This window comes from Bradyrhizobium sp. NBAIM01, assembly GCF_020194115.1.
In the GTDB taxonomy this organism is placed as follows: Bacteria; Pseudomonadota; Alphaproteobacteria; order Rhizobiales; family Xanthobacteraceae; genus Bradyrhizobium; species Bradyrhizobium yuanmingense.
This window is the reverse complement of sequence record NZ_JADYVU010000008.1, coordinates 291,948-309,673: the sequence shown is the minus strand read 5'-3', so window position 1 is coordinate 309,673 and position 17,726 is coordinate 291,948. Positions and strand designations below refer to the sequence as shown.

Below are 17,726 nucleotides of genomic sequence, written 5' to 3'. Positions count from 1 at the left end.
GGAGGGAACGCCATGGCCGAGAGCCTGAATTTTTGACGACGCTCCTGCAGGAACAGCGCCGGCAGGGTCCGAAATTTCCGGCCTTCTGTCGATGGCAGGACCCATGGAGAGCCAGCCGGCGATACAGAAGCTGCGCGCCATCCTGCCGCCGCAAGAGCCCATCGCACATGCCCGCGAGTGGGCGAAGTCGCACCGCCCGAGATATTGACCAAGGCCTGATCCGGCTTGCAGGGCGAGGACAATCTCGGTGACTGTGGACGACGTTCGAGCAGCATCAGCTTGCCGACACGGCTTCGCTTACGCCGTCCTCATTGTCCGCGAGGATCGTCTCCGATAGCAGCGCAGCGGCCTTCTGCAGGGGAGCTATGAACCGATCCAGCTCGGTGAAGCTCACCCGTGCCACGGGAACAGACACACCCAGGCACGCGATCAGCTCGCGATCCGGTGAGAGGATGGGAACGGCACAGCCGACCACGCCTCGCACATATTCTTCATTGGTCTTGGCCCAGCCGCGCTTGCGGGTCTCATCGAGCACCTTCATCAGGTGCTCGACGTCCACGATCGTGGTTTCGGTGTATCGCGTCAGCGTGAGCGCGTGGCACAGCTTCTCGCGCGCGCGTTCCGGCAGCCGGCTCATGTAGATCTTGCCGGTCGACGTGCAGTGGAGCGGGGCCGCTTCGCCGGGATTGAATTGCAGGCCTTGAGGTTGCGATACGCGGACGCTGTCGACGTAAGCAACGACGTTGTCCCGCACGACGCCGATCTCGCATTGCTCGCCGATTTCGGCGGCGACGGCGCGGAGCACCGCGTGCCGGCGGGCGGTACGGAAAGCTGCGCCGATGACGCGGGCCGACAGCGTGACCATTTGATTGCCGACCACGTACCGCTTCGTTCCCACGGCTTTCTGAAGCAGCCCGCGCTGCTCCAGATTTCCGATGAGCCGATGCGCAGTCGGCAGCGGCAGGGACAGCGCAGCGGCGATGTCAGCGACCGAGGCTGCTCTGGTCTGGCTGGCGACATAGCCAATGATCGCGAAGGCGCGGTCCAATGGCCCGTCGGTACTCGGCTGCTGCATTTCGCCAGTCTCCACCCGAAGTACAAATTATCATTTTTCGGAATGAAATATACTGGAATATGAAAATTTTTATAGGCACTTTTGTGTCGTGCCCATATCGTTGGCGCTGCTCGGTGGTGAACAGGATTTGTGCAGTGCGAGCCACCGGGGAAGTGCTTCAGGAGATCGGGATGTCAGGCCATTACGACGTCGATGCCGTGCGGAGGGAGTTTCCGGCTGCCGAGCGGATCACCTATCTCGATTCCGGCTTCCAGACGCCGCTTGCGCGCCCCGTCAAAGCGGCGATCGATCGTTTTCTGCGCGCAGGTCTCGAGACCGCCGGCCCGAAGAGCGTCTGGCTCGATCGCGTCGAGCAGACGCGCGAAAAGCTGGCGCGGTTTCTCGGCGTATCGGGCGACGGGATCGCCTTCACCAAGAACACCTCGGAAAGCATGAACATCGCCGCGAATGCGCTGCCGCTGCGCGCCGGTGACAAGGTCCTGATGATCCACGGCGATCATCCGAACAACGCCTACGCGTTCCTCAATCTGCGGCGCAAGGGTGTGACCGTCGCATTCGTGCCGATGACGGAGATCGTGAACGCCGACAGTCTTCGTCCCTACATCGATGCGAGCACGAGGGCGATCTCGATCTCGCAGGTGACATTCCATGCCGGCCATCGTTTCGACATCGAAAGCATCGGCGCCCTCTGCGCGGAGAAGGGGCTCCATTTCGTCGTCGACGTGATGCAGGCGATCGGTGTCGTGCCAATCGATGCGAAAGCCATGCGCGCGACCTTCATCGGTTCGGGCAGCCATAAGGGGCTGCTCGTGCCGCAAGGGCTGGGCCTGCTCTATTGGGACAAGTCGAGGGCTGAGCTCGAGCCGACCTATCTTGCGGCCGCGAGCCTCGCTGAAGTCCCGGCCGATCTGATCGCCCGGCCTGACAGGCTCGATCCGGCCCCGAGCGCGCGCCGCTTCGAGCTCGGCAATTTCAATCTTCCGGCGATCCATGCCCTCGATGCCTCGCTCGACATGATCGAAGCGCTGGGCGTCGAGAACATCCAGAACCATTGTTTCGATCTCGGCGATCATCTCATCGCCCGGCTCGATGTGCTGGGCGTTCGCCTGGTCGGCCCTCGCGCGCGGCAGCATCGCGCGCCGCACATCTACGTCATTGCGCTGCCCGCGGCCGAATGGCTCGGCCATTTCGAGGAGAATAACGTCCGCGTGTCGCCGGAGCGGGACGGCATTCGCGTGTCGTTCGGGATGTTCAACACGATTGCCGACGTCGACCGCCTGATCGACGTCATCCAGCGGCGCGGCGTGAAGCCATCATCGAGAGCCGCATAGGCTGTCCAGCAAGGAGACGTACATGACGAAGTTTGCATGTGTCTTGAGCATTCTGTCGGTCATTGGCGGCCTCGGCAGCGCCGCTTCTGCCGCCGACAGCCCCACGCTGGCCAGGATCAAGTCGAACGGCGCCATCACCATCGGTCATCGCGAGGCCTCGATCCCGTTCTCCTATCTCGGTCCCGACCAGAAGCCGATCGGGTTCTCGCTCGACCTCTGCGCGGCCATCGTCGAGCGCATCAAGGCGGAGACCGCCTTACCCAATCTCAAAGTCAATTACGTTCCGGTGAACTCGTCCAATCGCATCCCGCTGATCCAGAGCGGCACCGTCGACATCGAGTGCGGCGGCACGGCCAACGACAGGAAGCGGCAGGAGCAGGTCTCGTTTTCCGTCGCCACCTTCGTCAGTCAGCCGCGCTGGCTGGTCAAAGCGGACAGCGGCCTGAAGACGGCCGGCGATCTCAAGGGCAAAACCATCGTCGTCACCCAGGGCTCGAATGCCGTCGGCTTCGCGCAAGGCGTGAATGCGAAGGAGCAGCTCGGCTTCAACATCGTCCAGGCAAAGGACCATGCCGAATCCTTCCTGATGCTGAACACCGGCCGCGCGGCCGCGTTCATGGAGGACGACATTCTGCTCGCCGGCCTCAAGGCCGCAGCTCCGAAGCCGGATGCGCTGATATTTCTCCCCGATGGTTACGCCAAGATCTATTATGGCCTGATGTTCACGAAGGGCGATACCGGCTTCAAGGCGCTGGTCGACGACGTTCTGTCGAAGCAGATGGCGTCGGGCCAGTTCGAAAAGACCTACGCCAAATGGTTCACTAGGCCAATTCCGCCCAAGAATGAGAACCTGGCGTTTCCGCTGACGGTCGAGCTCACGGAACGGATCGCGCGTCCCAGCGACGCGGTGGACTAATTGCGAGGTCGGCGGAGAGTGTCCCGCAAACCGAGCCCCGAGGTTCGCCATGTTTGCAGTGCTTCTTGAACAGACAGCGGACGGCCAGCGCTATATCGACTGGCTCGTGTCGGGCCTCGGCTGGACCTTGGCGCTGGCGTTCTTCGGCTGGTGGATCGCCTTCGCGGTCGGAGTAGTCGTCGGCATCGGCCGCACCGTGCAGAACCGGGCCGTCGCGGCGCTTGCCCGCCTCTATGTGGAGATATTCCGCAACATCCCCGTGCTGGTGCAGATGTTTCTCTGGTACTTCGTCCTGCCGGAGATTCTTCCCGCCTCGCTCGGGAACGCCATCAAGCAGATTCCGCCGCCCTGGGGATCGTTCTTTCCGGCGCTGGTGTGCCTCGGTCTCTACACCGCCGCCCGGATCGCCGAACAGGTGCGTGCCGGGATCGAGGCCCTGCCGAAAGGTCAGGTCGAAGCGGCAAGCGCGCTCGGGCTCGGCGGCTATCCGACCTATCGCCATGTCATCGTTCCGCAGGCGCTGCGCCTGATCATCCCGAGCCTGACCAGCGAGGTGATGGGCATCTACAAGAACACCTCGGTCGCGCTCACCATCGGGCTGATGGAGCTGACGGCGCAGGCCCGCCAGATCAGCGAAGCGACGTTCCAGACCTTCACCGCTTTCGGCGCCGCGACGCTTGTCTACCTCGCGCTGGCGCTCATCGCCTATCAGGGGATGGCGCTGATCGACAGGGCCGTGCGCATTCCGGGCACGAGCCCTGCGGACGATGCTGTCAAGCCGGGCGCGACGCACGCCATCCAACCGATTGATGCCCTGCCTGACGCGATGGAGGTCGTGAAGTGACCAGCCTCGATTTCTCCGTTGTGCTTCAGGCGTGGCCTTACCTCTGGTCGGGCCTGCTGTTTTCGCTGGCGCTGACCGCCGTTGCTTTCGTGGTCGGCCTGGTCCTCGGCACCTGCCTGGCCCTCGTGCAGCACTTCGAAGTGCCCGTGCTCGGCAAGCTCGTGCGCGGCTATGTCGCCCTGATGCGCTCGATCCCGCTGATCCTGGTCCTGTTCTGGTTCTTCTTCCTGGTGCCGATCGTGCTCGGTCATTTCGGCGGAAGCGGGCGACCGGTCCCGATCGGCGCCACCTGGACCGCCTTCATCACCTTCGGCCTGTTCGAGGCCGCCTATTATTCGGAGATCATCCGCGTCGGATTGCGCGCCGTGAACCGGGGACAGTTCGAGGCCTGTCAGGCGCTCGCACTCTCCACCTTCGACACCTATCGCTCCGTGATCCTGCCGCAGGTGCTCCGCGTCGCCAGCCCGATCGTCCTGAGCCAGACCATCATCCTGTTCCAGGATACCTCGCTGGTCTACGTGCTCTCGCTCACCGATCTGCTTGGCGCAGCCTCGAAGCTGGCGCAGCTCAATGGCCGTCTGGTCGAGATGTATCTGGTCATTGCGGTGGTCTACCTCGCGATCAGTTCGGCGGCATCGCAATGCGTGGCGTCCTTGCGCAAGCGAAATGCGATCGCGGGACTACGCCGCTAGCGCTGCGCACGGTCATCCCAGTCTTTGGAGAGGAAAAATGCTTGAGTTCGCTGAGGGGAATCGGGCGTCCATCGTCACCGTTGAAAATTTGGTGAAGCGGTTCGGCCATTTCACGGCCCTGAACGACGTCAATCTCGCGGTCGCGGTCGGCGAGAAGATCGTGCTGTGCGGCCCCTCCGGCTCGGGCAAGTCGACCTTGATCCGCTGCATCAACCACATCGAAAAGCACGATGCGGGGCGCATCGTCGTCGACGGCATCGAGCTGTCGGACCGGATGACCGACGTCAACGGCATACGTCGCGAGGTCGGCATGGTGTTCCAAAGCTTCAACCTGTTTCCGCACCTCTCCGTCGTCGAGAACTGCATGCTGGCGCCGATGAAGGTGCGGGGCCTGTCCCGCACTGATGCGCATGAGCGCGCGATCAGTCTGCTCCGCAAGGTGCGCATTCACGACCAGGCGAACAAATATCCGGGGCAGCTCTCCGGCGGCCAGCAGCAGCGCGTCGCCATCGCGCGGGCGCTGTGCATGCAGCCGAAGATCATGCTGTTCGACGAGCCGACCTCGGCGCTCGACCCGGAGATGGTCAAGGAGGTGCTCGACACCATGGTGGAGCTCGCGAAAGACGGCATGACCATGGTCTGCGTCACGCACGAGATGGGCTTTGCCCGCGAGATCGCGGACCGGGTGGTGTTCATGGATCGCGGCTCGATCGTCGAGGAAGCCGATCCCGAAACCTTCTTCCGCGCGCCGAGGACGGAGCGGGCGAGGGATTTCCTCGGCCAGATCATCCATTAAAGCGCGATGCGATTAGGATGAATCGTCATCGCGCTTTAGGTTATTGTTTGAAGCATGATCTTTTCGGAAAACCGCTTCACACTTTTCCGGATCGTGCTCTAGCGATCCGTCTCGATCTGCGAACCGATCGAGGGCGCATCGCCGGTTGCGGCATGGTTTCGAACCAGCCTACTCATGCCGCCAGATTCTCACCGCCGAAATGACCAGGATCACGGCCAATCCCGGCAGAAGAATCGAATTCGGGACGACGCCGAGAAGCAGGCCGCCTATGAATGTCCCGACGACCGACCCGATGGCCATTGCAAGCATGAACTGCCAATTCGCGCGGAGCACCGAAAAGCTCTGGTCGCGACTATAGCGCGCAAATCCCACCAGCATGGTCGGCAGGCTCACCGCGAGCGAGAGGCTGCCCGCGAGCTTCACGTCCGCGCCGAACAACAAGATCAGGGTCGGGATCAGGAATTCCCCTCCGGCAACGCCGAGCAACGATGCCACGATCCCGATCGCAAAGCCCGCTGCTATGCCCGCGACGATCAGGCTCACGCCTATCAGCGCCGGTGGGGTTGCCGCCTCGTTGCCATGTGCGAACAGAAGCATGCCGGCGATCAGGAGCAGCAGGACGGCAATGATCCTGTAGAGCGTCCCGGACTCCAGACGCGTCGCCCAGGATGCCCCCGCATAGGCGCCGACGAGGCTGCCCGCCAGCAGGTTCAGGATGATCGGCCAATGGGCATGTATCTCCGCGAACGGAACGGCGCGTGCGCGAAACGGCAGTGCGCTCGCCACCACGATCAGGCTCGTCGCCTTGTTCAGAATCACGGCCTCGAGGCCGCGAAATCCGAACAGGCTGATGAGCAGGGGCAGCCGAAATTCTGCACCGCCGAGACCGATCAAGCCGCCCAGAGTGCCGATGATTGTGCCCGAGCCGAACGCGGCAGGATTGTTTCGCATGGACACGGAAAGATGCGCCAAAGACAACACCCGCGACGGACGGCTCCGTGCGGGTGTGATCAACTCTCGATGATGCCAGTATGCCCCTGTTTTGCCCGACGAGTCAAAGGTACGCACGCGTCCCCGGCGGTATCGTTGCGGTCGGCGGAAGAGCGTAATGATTTCAACGCCCCGCTACTGTGCATGGGGTTGTTTTCGCACTTTTTGTTGGCGGCCGCGCTCACCGCCGGCTGCGCGGTGCCTCGGCCTTGGCCGGCGGCTCGGTCTGCGGGGCGCAGGTCGCAGCCTGGAGCGAGCCTTGCGCCTGCTGCATCAAGCCGGGCTCGGGCGCGAGCGCCTTCATCAGGATCAGGCCGGTCGTGGTCGGGGAATCGATGATCAGGCGGTCGGCCGCGGTGACCTCTTCGTCCTCCGGCAGCTCGCTACGCTGCGCTTCCGTCATCAGGTCGAGCTCGATCACCTTGCGGCCCGCGGAGCGGTCGTTGATGGCGTAATAGGCGATCTCGTTGCGGGTGTAGAACGACACCGAGGTGTAGGCCTGGCTCACCGGCACGGTGAGCTTGATCGGCCCGCCAGACAGATCATAACGACAGATCGCCAGCGCGAAGGCCGGATCCATGAACGGCATCGGCGAATTGTTGGGATCGGCGAGGGGAAGCTGGGTGACGGCGTTCACCCTGGTCATCGGCGTCAGCCGCGAATAGGCATCCTGTGTGGCAATCCGCGGCAGCGCCAGCACGCTGACGAGATGGACCACGAGGCCCAGCACCACGCCGGCGACGACGGTGAAGACGAGCCGGATCATGAGCAGCCCACCGTGGTGATGCTCGGCATCGGCGCATCGCGCTGGGTGCGCGTTCCAACGCCGACCGGCGTGTCGTAGAGACGCAGCATCAAGGCATAGCGCTCGATGCCGCCGGTCGGCAGCCAGTTGCCGGCGCGCGAGCGCGAGGCGATCCGGATCTCGAACGAGCCGTCGGAGGCGCGCACGATCTCCTGGCTGGTGAAGCCGTAGCGCTGCAGCGAATTGGCGACGAGATGGCCCTTGCGGTCGTAGAGCGTCAGCGTCCAGAACCGCGCCGGCGGCGTCACGCCGGAGACGACCACGTCGCAGCGGCCGTCGAGCGCCTTCTTCCTGTCGTCGGTGGTGGCGGTGAAGGCGACACCGTCGCCGGTGCCGATCGGCAGCTCGCCGTTGCGGACGATGGTGGCGCGCGAATAGGGGTCGACGTCGGCGGTGCCGGTCCGCGGCCGTGCCGTCCAGGGGCCGATGGTCAGCGCGCCGATCTCGGTGCCGCGCGTCGTGGTCATCCACGTCGCGCCGACGCCGACGACCGTCGCGAGAAGAAGCGCCGTCAATGTGGTCAGGATCAGCCGCACTTGCTTTCGATCAGTTCTTGCGCGGGGCAGAGGCGTTGGCGTTGTCTTCCGCATAGTTCTGCGGGAAGGCGAGCGCGCTCGTCGACGAGGACGGCCTGGCCGGCTTGCTGTCATTCGCCGTCGATTTGTTCGCGGCCTTGGCCGCATCATCCAGCAGCTTCTCGACCCGCACCAGGATGTCCGCGCCGCGCTTGGTCAGCACCGGCGGCGGACCGGGCTTGGTCTCCAGCACCTTCGGCGCTGCGTTGGCCTGCGCGTTGCTCACATGCTGCGGCGGCAGCTTCTGGCCCATGCCGATGCCGGGAATCTCCCGGACCTCCACGCCCTGATGCGCCACGAGCATGATGTCGTGCCAGGTCTGCGCCGGCAGCGAGCCGCCGGTCATGCGGTTGGTCGGCGAGTAATCGTCGTTGCCGTACCACACCGCGCAGGTGAAATTGCCGGTGAAGCCGACGAACCAGGCGTCGCGATAGGCATTGGTCGTGCCGGTCTTGCCCGCGGTCGGAATGCCGTCCAGCGCGGCGCGCCGTGCGGTGCCTTCGCTGACGACGTGGCTCATCATGCCGGACATGTCGGCGGCGACGGAAGCCGGGATCGCCTGCCGCGGCTTCGGGCCGTCGCGGTCCCAGCGCCAGACCAGGTCGCCCGCGCCGGTGCGCACTTCCAGCACCGCATGCGGCGTCACCGCCTTGCCGCGATTGGGGAAGGTCGCGTATGCGACCGCGTGCTCGAGCACGTTGACCTCGTCCGAGCCGATCGGCAGCGACGGCGTGTCGGGCAGCGGCGCCTTGATGCCGAAGCGGCGCGCGACCTCGACGATCTTGGCGCGGCCGACCTTGGCGGGGTTCTGCGTCTTGGGCTCGTTCTTCCGGCCGATCTCGATCGACAGCTTCACCGGCACGACGTTGATCGAACGCGTGATCGCCTGCGTCAGCGTCACCGAGCCGGAATAGGAATGGCCATAATTCTGCGGGCACCAATTGCCGATGCAGACCGGGCCGTCGACCACGATCGAGTTGGGCGTGTAGCCGTTCAGCAGCGCGGTGGTGTAGACGTAGGGCTTGAACGAGGAGCCGGGCTGGCGATAGGCGTCGGTGGCGCGGTTGAACTGGCTGGCGCCGTAGTCGCGGCCGCCGACCATGGCGCGGATGCCGCCGTCGAGATCGGCGACGACGGTCGCGGCCTGCGTCGCGTGATAGTCGCGGCCGAACTGGCGCAGCTGGTTCTCGACAGCGTCTTCGGCCGCCTTCTGCACGTTGGCATCGATCGCGGTGCGCACCACGAAGACGCGCTCGGTGTAGGACTTCGGGAAGGTATCGACCAGCTTGCGCATCTCGTCGAAGGCGTAGTCGAGATAATAGTTCGGCGAGGCCTCGTCGCGGCGGTCGACCGCGAAGGCCGGGTTGCGGCGGGCGCCGAACACCTGGCCCTCGGTCATGAAGCCGGCATCGACGAGGTTGTCCAGCACGACGTTGGCGCGCGCGCGGGCGGCGGGCAGGTTGATGTGCGGGGCGTACTTGGTCGGCGCCTTGAACAGGCCGGCGAGCATCGCCGCTTCCGCCAGCGTCACGTCGCGCGCGGACTTGTTGAAGTAGAAATGCGCCGCGCCGTCGACGCCGAAGGTGCCGCCGCCCATATAGGCGCGGTCGAGATAGAGCTTGAGGATCTCGTTCTTGGTCAGGCGCCATTCCAGCCAGATCGCGAGGAAGGCCTCGTTGACCTTGCGCTCGATGGTGCGCTCGTTGCTCAGGAACAGGTTCTTGGCGAGCTGCTGGGTGATCGAGGAGCCGCCCTGGCGCACGCCGCCGGCTTGCGCGTTGGTGACGAGCGCGCGCGCAGTGCCGGCGATGTCGATGCCGAAATGCTCGTAGAAGCGGCGGTCCTCGGTCGCCAGCGTCGCCTTGATCAGCACGTCCGGAAAGTCTTCCAGCGGAATGGAGTCGTTGTGCTTGATGCCGCGGCTGCCGATCGGGTTGCCGTAGCGGTCGAGGAAGCTCACCGCGAGGTCGGACTTCTTCAGCCAGTCCTCGTCCGCGGTCTCGCGGAAGGCCGGGATGGCGAGGGCGAGCATCACGACGAGGCCGCCGAGCCCGAGGGTTGCGGCCTCCGAGAACGGCTCGATGAACACCCAGCGCTTCCACCGCCCGACATAGAAGCGGTCCATGAAGGTCGAGTAGCGCTCGTAGAGCTCGCGGATGCCCTTGGCCGAGGAGAACAGCGAGGAGTCGATGCGCGCATCGAGATCCAGGAAGAAATTCCGGATCCTCTGCTTCCAATGCGGTGGTATGATCTGGCGCACCTAGAACCCTTGCGGCTTGCTTCGAAAGCGTTCAAGCACCCGGCCGGGGCGGCATCGAGACGTCTTGCGGGTATGTTGCGGCAAACCCAAGGCGCCCGGCCAGCATCCGAGGGACTTGCTGTTCCTTCTAGCCGAGCGGGGCTCATAAACCAATGGCCACGCTCGCTATTTTGAACAACAGGCCTAATTGACCCCCGGTTCATTACGGGCCTCAAAGGGGCCTCGCTTGCACCATTGCCGCCGCGCGCCCTAGATGGCGTTGCCGTAGCTCTTTCGAACTGTTGTTGAGGCGCATGACCGCAGCTCCCAAACGATCTCAAGGCCAGGAAGGATTCTTCTGGAAAACCAAGACGTTGGAACAGATGTCGGAGCGCGAGTGGGAAAGCCTGTGCGACGGCTGCGGCCGCTGCTGTCTGAACAAGCTCGAAGACGAGGATACCGGGCAGATCTACTTCACCCATATCGGCTGCAAGCTGCTCGACGGGACGAGCTGCGCCTGCAAGGACTATCCGAATCGTTCCGACAAGGTTCCGGACTGCGTCCGCCTGACCCCGGCCAATGTCCGCACCCTGAACTGGCTGCCGCCGAGCTGCGGCTACAAGCTCGTCGCCGAAGGGCGCGACCTCTATTGGTGGCATCCGCTGGTTTCGGGTGACCCCAACACCGTGCACGAAGCCGGCGTCTCCGTGCGCGGCCGCGTGGAGAGCAGCGAGGAGGAGGTCCCGGACGAGGAGCTCGAGGACCACATCGTGCAATGGCCGGCGACCTTGCCGAAGCGAGCGCGCCTGAAGAAGCGACCTTGAACAGCTGTGCGCAGCGGTCGCATGCAGATGCGCTTCACATTCAGGGGTTGAGGTGCTAAGCTGGTTGTAGATTCTGCTATGGCTATATTCAGGTTGTTTTGAATTGCTGAAGGTACCCTAGGATTTTTGGGGGCCCCATGATTTCCGATCCGGTTCACCCGATACCGACCGACGACGAGAACAAGCCGCTGGAACCAACCACTGCGCTCTGCCTTTCCGGCGGAGGATATCGCGCGATGGTGTTTCATGTCGGCGTCCTGTGGCGCCTATATGAAACAGGACTGCTGAAGAACGTCAGGCGCATATCGAGCGTTTCCGGCGGGTCGATCACTGCCGGCATGTTGGCGCTGGCGTGGCCGGGCCTCAGCTTCACACCCGACAGCGTCGACAGCGATTTCATTCCGAAATTCGTCGCGCCGTTGCGCGCCTTCGCCGGCATCACAATCGATGCCGAGTCGGTCATCCTGGGCGCGCTGTTACCCGGCAGCATCGGCGACCGGATTGCCGAGTCGTATGACGATCACCTGTTTCGCGGCAAGACTCTGCAGGATATGCCTGACGAGCCGCGCTTCGTGATCAATGCGACGAACGTGCAGTCAGGCGCGCTCTGGCGCTTCATGAAGCCCTATATGCGCGACTACCGCGTCGGCGAGGTGAAGAATCCAGAAATTCTGCTGGCGCAAGCCGTGGCGGCGTCCTCCGCTTTTCCTCCGGTCCTCTCTCCCTTCGAATTGCGCCTCAAGGACAGCGATTTCGTGCCCGGTACCGGGCTCGACCTGCAGCGGCCTCCATTTACAACGCGCGTCGTTCTCAGCGATGGCGGCGTCTACGACAATCTCGGCCTCGAGACCGCATGGAAGCGCCACCAGACCGTTCTGGTCAGCGACGCCGGCGGCAAGATCGAGGCTGAGGAGGAGCCGGAGACGGATTGGCCGCGGCATTCCTACCGGATCCTCAATCTGATCGACAATCAGGTGCGTTCGCTGCGCAAGCGCCAGGTCATCGACTCCTTCAAATCGGGAACGCGCAAGGGCGCCTATTGGGGCATCCGCACCGACATCGCCGACTATCAATTGCCCGATGCGCTCGACTGTCCGCCAGAGCGCACATGCCGGCTTGCTGAATTGCCGACACGGCTGAAGCGGCTCGACGATCTGACACAGGATCGGCTGATCAACTGGGGTTATGCTGTCTGCGATGCGGCTTTGCGCAAGCATGTGGACCCGGCAGTGCAGCCGAAACCTGCATTCCCCTATCCCCGATCGGGAATCTGACACGAAGGAGAGGGGCGGGGGCGTGGCGAAGGAACGTAAACAGAAGAAGGCTTCGCGGAAGAAGTCGAAAGCGGCCGATGACGTGACCGGGACAAAGACCGAGGCAGCGGCCTCGGGCGACTCGACGCCAGCGGCGCCAACGCCCGCAACCGCGGCATCGAGCGCAACTCCGGAGCCCCCGGTGCCCGTAGGACCGCCATCGACCGGAGAGTCGCGGCCGAAGCAATTTTCAATTCCGGCCGAACTGGTCGAGCACATTCTGCTCGGTCCCGCCGACGATCGCCGCGTGCTGCAGGATTCTCCGCTGCTCGGAGACGTCTGGGCGGCCTATGCCCTCGATCCCGGCAATGTTCAGGACGTCTTGATCACGCCGCATCGCGTGGCTACGGCCGCGAGCGTTGCGAGCATTATTCCGAAGGGAATCGAGCTCAGAACCGCTCAGCGTTCACGAGAAACCAATCCCACGCCGGCATTGCGCGAAAAGGAGAAGCCCGAGGTCGCATATTTGCAGGGATTGGTCGGGGCCCGTCTGTTCTTCGACGAAGTGCTGTGCATTCTCGTCCCCTTGACGCAATGGTGGCATCAGCCGCGCGTCGCCGACAGGATTGTCAAGACTGGTGAAAATAAAGCGAGGCTGGAGAAATTGCTCCGGCGCGGTGCACGCAAGCAAACGACCTTGCCGCCAGGCGCCGATGATTTTACCTCACTCGAGCGATATATTGTGCTCGCGGGATTGATTTTCTGGGTCAGCAAGCTGGAACGTCCGGCGGAATTCCAGCGCCCGTCTCTTCCGCAAGGGAGCGTAGAGCTTCTGCCGCATCCGGAGCTTCCGGAGCTTCCGCGGCGCCCGCCGCTTCCGCCACTTCCGCCGCTTCCGCCACTGAGCTTCCAAGAGGCCTTCGATAAATATCAGCCGTTCGTCGATGAGATCATCGACGGCATTCTTGCGGCTTATCCCACGGTCGTGGACAACGCCGCCGCGTTGATGGCGTTAGCGGCCGGCGACACGGCCGATGGCGTCGATCCCCATCCCGCCGGCTATATCTTTCAGGTCTCACTGAACCGGCGGGCGTCCACAGCGCTCGACCGCTCCGTGCCCGCCGTGAAGGCCGATGCGGCGCAGTCGCTGTTCAACGTGAGCTGCAAGAACATCGTGTGGGCCGTGCTCGATTCCGGCATCGACGGCAGTCACAAAGCCCTGGCCGATCCGGAGAGGGCGGGAAGGTCGCGCGTCAGGAAAACCTTCGACTTCACCCGTATCCGCCAGATCGTCAGCAACGACGAGAACGACCTCGATCCGGCGGAAATCGTGAACATCGCGGCCGCCGCCGGCATCGGGCCGCAAGAGGCGGTCGACCACCTGAAGACGATCGCCAAGGATGCCAGATTAAAGCGCCCCATCGACTGGGAGATCGTCGAAAAGCTGATCACCCAGAAGAACCCGCCGCAGCCATCAAGCCCGCATGGCACGCACGTCGCCGGGATCATTGGCGCCAGCAAGGGGGATGGCTCTGACGGTGCTGACGGCATGTGCCCGGACATCCGGCTTTATGACTTCCGTGTGCTCGGCCGAACGCTTGAAGATACGGAATTCGCCGTCATCGCTGCCTTGCAGTACATCCGTTACGTGAACGAGAGGCACAGCTACATCACGATCCACGGCGCTAACGTGAGCCTGTCCATCCCGCACAACGTCCGCAACTACGCTTGCGGACGCACGCCGGTGTGCAACGAATGTGAACGGCTGATCGAGAGCGGCGTCGTGGTGGTTGCCGCCGCCGGGAATCGCGGTTTTCAGAAGCTCACTACGACGGATGGCGGCGTGTTTGAAAGTTACGCGGCTTTCAGCATCACCGACCCCGGCAACGGTGAGAGCGTCATCACGGTCGGCTCCACGCATGGAAACTGGCCCCACACTTATGGCGTGAGCTTCTTCTCCAGCCGCGGCCCGACCGGTGACGGGCGCCTGAAGCCGGATCTCGTGGCGCCCGGCGAGCGCGTCCAGTCGTGCATTACCGGCGACAGCCATCGGGAATGGGGGCCCGAATCCGGAACCAGCATGGCGGCGCCGCATGTGAGCGGCGCGGCCGCGATGCTGCTGGCGCGCTACGAGGAACTCATTGGCCAGCCGCGCCGCGTCAAGCAGATCCTGTGCGACAGCGCCACGGACCTTGGTCGTGAACGCACTTTCCAGGGCCACGGCATGTTGGACGTGCTGCGGGCTTTCCAATCAATCTAGGGAGGGAAGGATGATCCTCAGTCTCGATGTTTTGCGCGCACGTAAGGGCGACTGCCTGATGCTGCATTTCGGATCGAAGGATGACCCGCACCTCATTCTGATCGACGGCGGTCCGTCTAATGTCTACAAGCCTTTTCTCAAGCGGCGGCTGGAACTCGTTCATGAGGCGCGCGAGCTCGATGAAGAAGCCCCCTTGCCGGTCGACGTCGTCATGGTGAGCCACGTCGATGACGATCATATCAAGGGTATTCTCGACTTGACCAAGGAACAGCGCGGCAAGAATCCGGATTTGCGCCTCGACGTGACGAGCCTGTGGCACAACAGCTTCGACGATCTGCTCAAGACCAAGCCCGACGAACTGGTCGCGGGGTTCGGCACGGCATCCGTCGGAGGCGCGGGCGCAGGCGGCGAAGCGGACTTCGACTCCGGGAGCGTGCTGGCGGGGCTCGGGGCCAAGATGCTTGCCAACGACGACATCGAGGACGAGGACCTCCATCAGACGGTCGAGGTGCTGTCCAGCATCCCGCAGGGTCGTACCTTGCGTGACGACGCCGCGGCCCTGCACTGGAAGCCGAACCACAAGTTCAAGGGCAAACTGATCCTGGCCACGAAAGCGGCGAAGCCCGTGACGCTCGGCGACCTGAAAGTGACGGTAGTGGGGCCGATGCAACCGGAATTGCAGGCGCTGCAAGCTGAACATGACAAATGGCTGCGCGCGCAGAAGGAGAAGAAAAAGAAATCACCCGAATCCGCGCTTGCGGCCTTCGTGGACAAGTCCATTCCAAATCTGTCGAGCATCGTGGTCTTCGTCGAACTGGAAGGAAAGAGCATTTTGCTGACCGGTGATGCGCGCGGTGACAAGATTCTGGAGGGAATGAAATTGGCGGACCTCCTGGAGGAGGGCGGCACGAGGCATGTCCACGTCCTGAAAGTTCCTCACCACGGCAGCGACAACAATATGGAGACGATCTTCTTCGAACGTCTGCCTGCCGATCACTACGTCTTCTCAGGCGATGGCGAGCACGGTAACCCCGAACGAGCGACCCTGGAAATGCTGCTGAAAGCACGGGGCGTCGACGCCGAATACACAATCCACCTGACCTACCCGATTGACGAGATCGATATCGAGCGCCAAGCCGACTGGGAAAAGGAGCAGGCGAAGGAAAAGGCGCGCAAGAAGAAGAATCCGGCAACCAAGAAGCCGGTTCGAGAAAATTGGTCGCCGGAAAAGCACAGCCTCGGCGCTCTGTTCCGGAGCAATCCCAAGTTCGGCAAGAAAGTGGTCATCGTTGATCCCGGCAAACCGCATCTGATCAACTTGCTGGACCCCATTGAGCTTTAGTGGGCTTGGGGGCGCTCAGGCCCCAAGTAGTACCTCAATACTGCGCCGCTCCGCCTGTCGATCACGGAGCCGCGAGGATGCGTCGGCGGGATGCACCCATGCGTCGCGGTGCCTGCCTGGGAAGAAATTTCCCCTCTACATTGGGCTGCATAGTACGAATCCTTCGCGGTGTTGCACCGCGTCACGACGCCCGATCGAGATGAACAAGTTCGACCGGCAGAGCGATTCTGCCGACATCCAGGCCTTGCCCGACGACATTGCCGAAGAGCTGTCCCGCCTGCCGAGCGAGGTCATCAGCGTCGACGACGCGCCCTCGATCGCCCCGCCGGTGCCGCTGAGCTCCGACGAGGTCCGCACCATCGTCATCAGCCTGATGGTGACGATGTTCCTAGCCGCGCTCGACCAGACCATCGTGGCGACGGCGCTGCCGACCATCGGACGCCAGTTCCAGGACGTCTCCAATCTCTCCTGGGTGATCACCGCCTATCTGCTCGCCTCGACAGCGGTCGCGCCGGTGTTCGGCACGCTCAGCGACATCTACGGCCGCCGCGTCATGATCATCATCTCGCTCAGCCTGTTCGTCGCGGGCTCGGTGCTGTGCGCGATCGCGCCGAACATGCCGATGCTGATCCTGGCACGCGGGCTTCAGGGCCTCGGCGGCGGCGGCATCATGCCGGTGGTGCAGACCGTGATCTCCGACGTGGTGAGCCCGCGCGAGCGCGGGCAGTACCAGGCCTATTTCTCGAGCGTCTGGATGGTCGGCGGCATCCTAGGCCCGGTCATCGGCGGCGTGTTCGCCGAGCATCTGCACTGGTCGATGATCTTCTGGATCAACCTGCCGCTTGCGGCCGCAGCGCTCGCATTGCTGCTGCCGAAGATGAAGAAGATCCCGGTGTTCCACCGCAAGCGCAAGGTCGACTGGCTCGGCGGCCTCTTGCTGATGGCGTCCGCCGTGGTCTTCATGCTGGTGCTGACCTGGGGCGGGACGCGCTATGCTTGGCTTTCGCCGACGGTGCTGGCGATGGTGGGCGGTGCCGTCGCGCTCGCGGTGACCTTCGTGTGGCACGCCCGGCGGGCCGACGAGCCGTTCTTGCCGCTGCCCTTGTTGACGGGATCGGTGGCGCCGTTCGCGCTGACCGCGGGCGGCTGCGGCCTCGGGGCGATCACCGGCCTGACCGTGCAGCTGCCGCTCTATTACGAGCAGGTCTATCATCTCACCGCCAGCGAGGCGGGGCTTGCGCTGATCCCGCTCGCGGCGGTCTCGACCGTCGGCGCGGCCGTCGCCGGCCGCACCATGGCTCGGGCCAAGCACTACAAGCGCGTCGCCATCATTGGCACGTCATGGGCCGCGCTGTGCGGTCTCGTTCTCACGGTCACCACCTTGCCGCTCTGGGGCCTGCTGCTGCTGATGGCCGCGTTCGCGCTGGGACTCGGCACGACTTTTCCGGTGTGCGTGGTCTCGCTGCAGAATTCGGTGGCGCGTCCGCAAGTCGGCACCATCACCGGCGCGATGAACTTCTTCCGCTCGCTGATGTCCTCGTTCACGGTGGCGGCCTTCGCCGCGATCCTGCTCATCGCGCTCGGCACCGACGTCCCGCTCGCCGGCGAGCATCACGCCGCGGGCGCCGTCGCGATACCCGCCGACGACATGCGGCACGCCTTCCGCTACGTGTTCGGCGCCGCCACCGCGCTGATGACGATCGCTGCGCTGTGCCTGATCGCGATGGAGGAGCGGCCGCTGGCCGGACCGTCGGCCAAGCAGCCCGTGGAGATGGCCGAGTAGG

At 63.7% G+C, this 17,726-nt stretch carries 15 protein-coding genes; 10 read left to right on the top strand and 5 right to left on the bottom strand.

Annotated elements, in window-relative coordinates:
* Positions 1–274 precede the first annotated feature (274 nt).
* The gene (locus I6F31_RS25510) at positions 275–1,075 is read right to left on the bottom strand and encodes an IclR family transcriptional regulator (protein WP_036005860.1); all 801 of its coding nucleotides are present in this window, start codon (positions 1,073–1,075) and stop codon (positions 275–277) included.
* A gap of 170 nt (positions 1,076–1,245) precedes the next feature.
* On the opposite strand from I6F31_RS25510, the gene I6F31_RS25505 reads away from it, so the two are divergent.
* Genes I6F31_RS25505 through I6F31_RS25485 form a run of 5 tightly spaced genes read left to right on the top strand, consistent with a single transcriptional unit; the run spans position 1,246 to position 5,654 of the window.
* Positions 1,246–2,406, top strand: a complete 1,161-nt coding sequence (locus tag I6F31_RS25505) for an aminotransferase class V-fold PLP-dependent enzyme (RefSeq protein WP_225146004.1) — start codon at positions 1,246–1,248, stop codon at positions 2,404–2,406.
* A 22-nt stretch (positions 2,407–2,428) separates the two neighbouring features.
* Positions 2,429–3,322, top strand: coding sequence for an amino acid ABC transporter substrate-binding protein (locus I6F31_RS25500; protein WP_225146003.1), 894 nt, complete (start codon positions 2,429–2,431; stop codon positions 3,320–3,322).
* Positions 3,323–3,371: 49 nt separating this feature from the next.
* Positions 3,372–4,166 carry an amino acid ABC transporter permease gene (locus I6F31_RS25495; RefSeq protein ID WP_109144378.1) on the top strand — a complete coding sequence of 265 codons (795 nt, stop codon included), beginning with the start codon at positions 3,372–3,374 and terminating at the stop codon, positions 4,164–4,166.
* Entirely contained in the window at positions 4,163–4,858 is a 696-nt protein-coding gene (locus I6F31_RS25490; protein WP_225146002.1) for an amino acid ABC transporter permease, read from the top strand. Before I6F31_RS25495 ends, I6F31_RS25490 begins: the two co-directional genes overlap by 4 nt.
* Positions 4,859–4,895: 37 nt before the next feature.
* Positions 4,896–5,654 (top strand): amino acid ABC transporter ATP-binding protein, encoded by a 759-nt coding sequence (locus I6F31_RS25485; RefSeq protein WP_249788227.1) that lies wholly within the window; start codon positions 4,896–4,898, stop codon positions 5,652–5,654.
* Between the two features lie 168 nt (positions 5,655–5,822).
* On the opposite strand, the gene I6F31_RS25480 is transcribed toward I6F31_RS25485, so the two are convergent.
* The 4 genes from I6F31_RS25480 to I6F31_RS25465 all read right to left on the bottom strand — a co-directional run bounded on the left by I6F31_RS25480 (position 5,823) and on the right by I6F31_RS25465 (position 10,284).
* Positions 5,823–6,605: a sulfite exporter TauE/SafE family protein gene (locus I6F31_RS25480; protein ID WP_225146231.1), complete on the bottom strand. Its 783-nt coding sequence runs from the start codon at positions 6,603–6,605 to the stop codon at positions 5,823–5,825.
* Positions 6,606–6,825: 220 nt separating this feature from the next.
* Positions 6,826–7,410 (bottom strand): DUF1254 domain-containing protein, encoded by a 585-nt coding sequence (locus tag I6F31_RS25475; RefSeq protein WP_225146001.1) that lies wholly within the window; start codon positions 7,408–7,410, stop codon positions 6,826–6,828.
* Positions 7,407–7,985 carry a DUF1214 domain-containing protein gene (locus I6F31_RS25470; RefSeq protein ID WP_225146000.1) on the bottom strand — a complete coding sequence of 193 codons (579 nt, stop codon included), beginning with the start codon at positions 7,983–7,985 and terminating at the stop codon, positions 7,407–7,409. Before I6F31_RS25470 ends, I6F31_RS25475 begins: the two co-directional genes overlap by 4 nt.
* A gap of 10 nt (positions 7,986–7,995) precedes the next feature.
* Entirely contained in the window at positions 7,996–10,284 is a 2,289-nt protein-coding gene (locus I6F31_RS25465; RefSeq protein WP_057027197.1) for a PBP1A family penicillin-binding protein, read from the bottom strand.
* A 293-nt stretch (positions 10,285–10,577) separates the two neighbouring features.
* Here I6F31_RS25465 and I6F31_RS25460 point away from each other — a divergent pair, with 293 nt between their 5' ends.
* The 5 genes from I6F31_RS25460 (at position 10,578) to I6F31_RS25440 (ending at position 17,725) form a co-directional block, all read left to right on the top strand.
* Positions 10,578–11,087: a YcgN family cysteine cluster protein gene (locus tag I6F31_RS25460; RefSeq protein ID WP_036005840.1), complete on the top strand. Its 510-nt coding sequence runs from the start codon at positions 10,578–10,580 to the stop codon at positions 11,085–11,087.
* 137 nt (positions 11,088–11,224) lie between these two features.
* Positions 11,225–12,361, top strand: a complete 1,137-nt coding sequence (locus I6F31_RS25455) for a patatin-like phospholipase family protein (protein WP_036005838.1) — start codon at positions 11,225–11,227, stop codon at positions 12,359–12,361.
* Positions 12,362–12,383: 22 nt separating this feature from the next.
* Positions 12,384–14,600 (top strand): S8 family peptidase, encoded by a 2,217-nt coding sequence (locus I6F31_RS25450; RefSeq protein ID WP_225145997.1) that lies wholly within the window; start codon positions 12,384–12,386, stop codon positions 14,598–14,600.
* A gap of 10 nt (positions 14,601–14,610) precedes the next feature.
* On the top strand, positions 14,611–15,942 hold the full coding sequence (locus I6F31_RS25445; protein ID WP_036005836.1) for a hypothetical protein: 1,332 nt from the start codon (positions 14,611–14,613) through the stop codon (positions 15,940–15,942).
* Between the two features lie 199 nt (positions 15,943–16,141).
* Entirely contained in the window at positions 16,142–17,725 is a 1,584-nt protein-coding gene (locus I6F31_RS25440) for an MDR family MFS transporter (RefSeq protein WP_036005834.1), read from the top strand.
* Position 17,726: the final 1 nt, after the last annotated feature.

Coding starts and splice junctions, on each gene's coding strand:
- I6F31_RS25510 (WP_036005860.1), bottom strand. CDS start 1,075: ATGCAGCAGCCGAGTACCGACGGGCCATTGGACCGCGCCTTCGCGATC.
- I6F31_RS25505 (WP_225146004.1), top strand. CDS start 1,246: ATGTCAGGCCATTACGACGTCGATGCCGTGCGGAGGGAGTTTCCGGCT.
- I6F31_RS25500 (WP_225146003.1), top strand. CDS start 2,429: ATGACGAAGTTTGCATGTGTCTTGAGCATTCTGTCGGTCATTGGCGGC.
- I6F31_RS25495 (WP_109144378.1), top strand. CDS start 3,372: ATGTTTGCAGTGCTTCTTGAACAGACAGCGGACGGCCAGCGCTATATC.
- I6F31_RS25485 (WP_249788227.1), top strand. CDS start 4,896: ATGCTTGAGTTCGCTGAGGGGAATCGGGCGTCCATCGTCACCGTTGAA.
- I6F31_RS25480 (WP_225146231.1), bottom strand. CDS start 6,605: ATGCGAAACAATCCTGCCGCGTTCGGCTCGGGCACAATCATCGGCACT.
- I6F31_RS25475 (WP_225146001.1), bottom strand. CDS start 7,410: ATGATCCGGCTCGTCTTCACCGTCGTCGCCGGCGTGGTGCTGGGCCTC.
- I6F31_RS25460 (WP_036005840.1), top strand. CDS start 10,578: ATGACCGCAGCTCCCAAACGATCTCAAGGCCAGGAAGGATTCTTCTGG.
- I6F31_RS25455 (WP_036005838.1), top strand. CDS start 11,225: ATGATTTCCGATCCGGTTCACCCGATACCGACCGACGACGAGAACAAG.
- I6F31_RS25445 (WP_036005836.1), top strand. CDS start 14,611: ATGATCCTCAGTCTCGATGTTTTGCGCGCACGTAAGGGCGACTGCCTG.
- I6F31_RS25440 (WP_036005834.1), top strand. CDS start 16,142: ATGAACAAGTTCGACCGGCAGAGCGATTCTGCCGACATCCAGGCCTTG.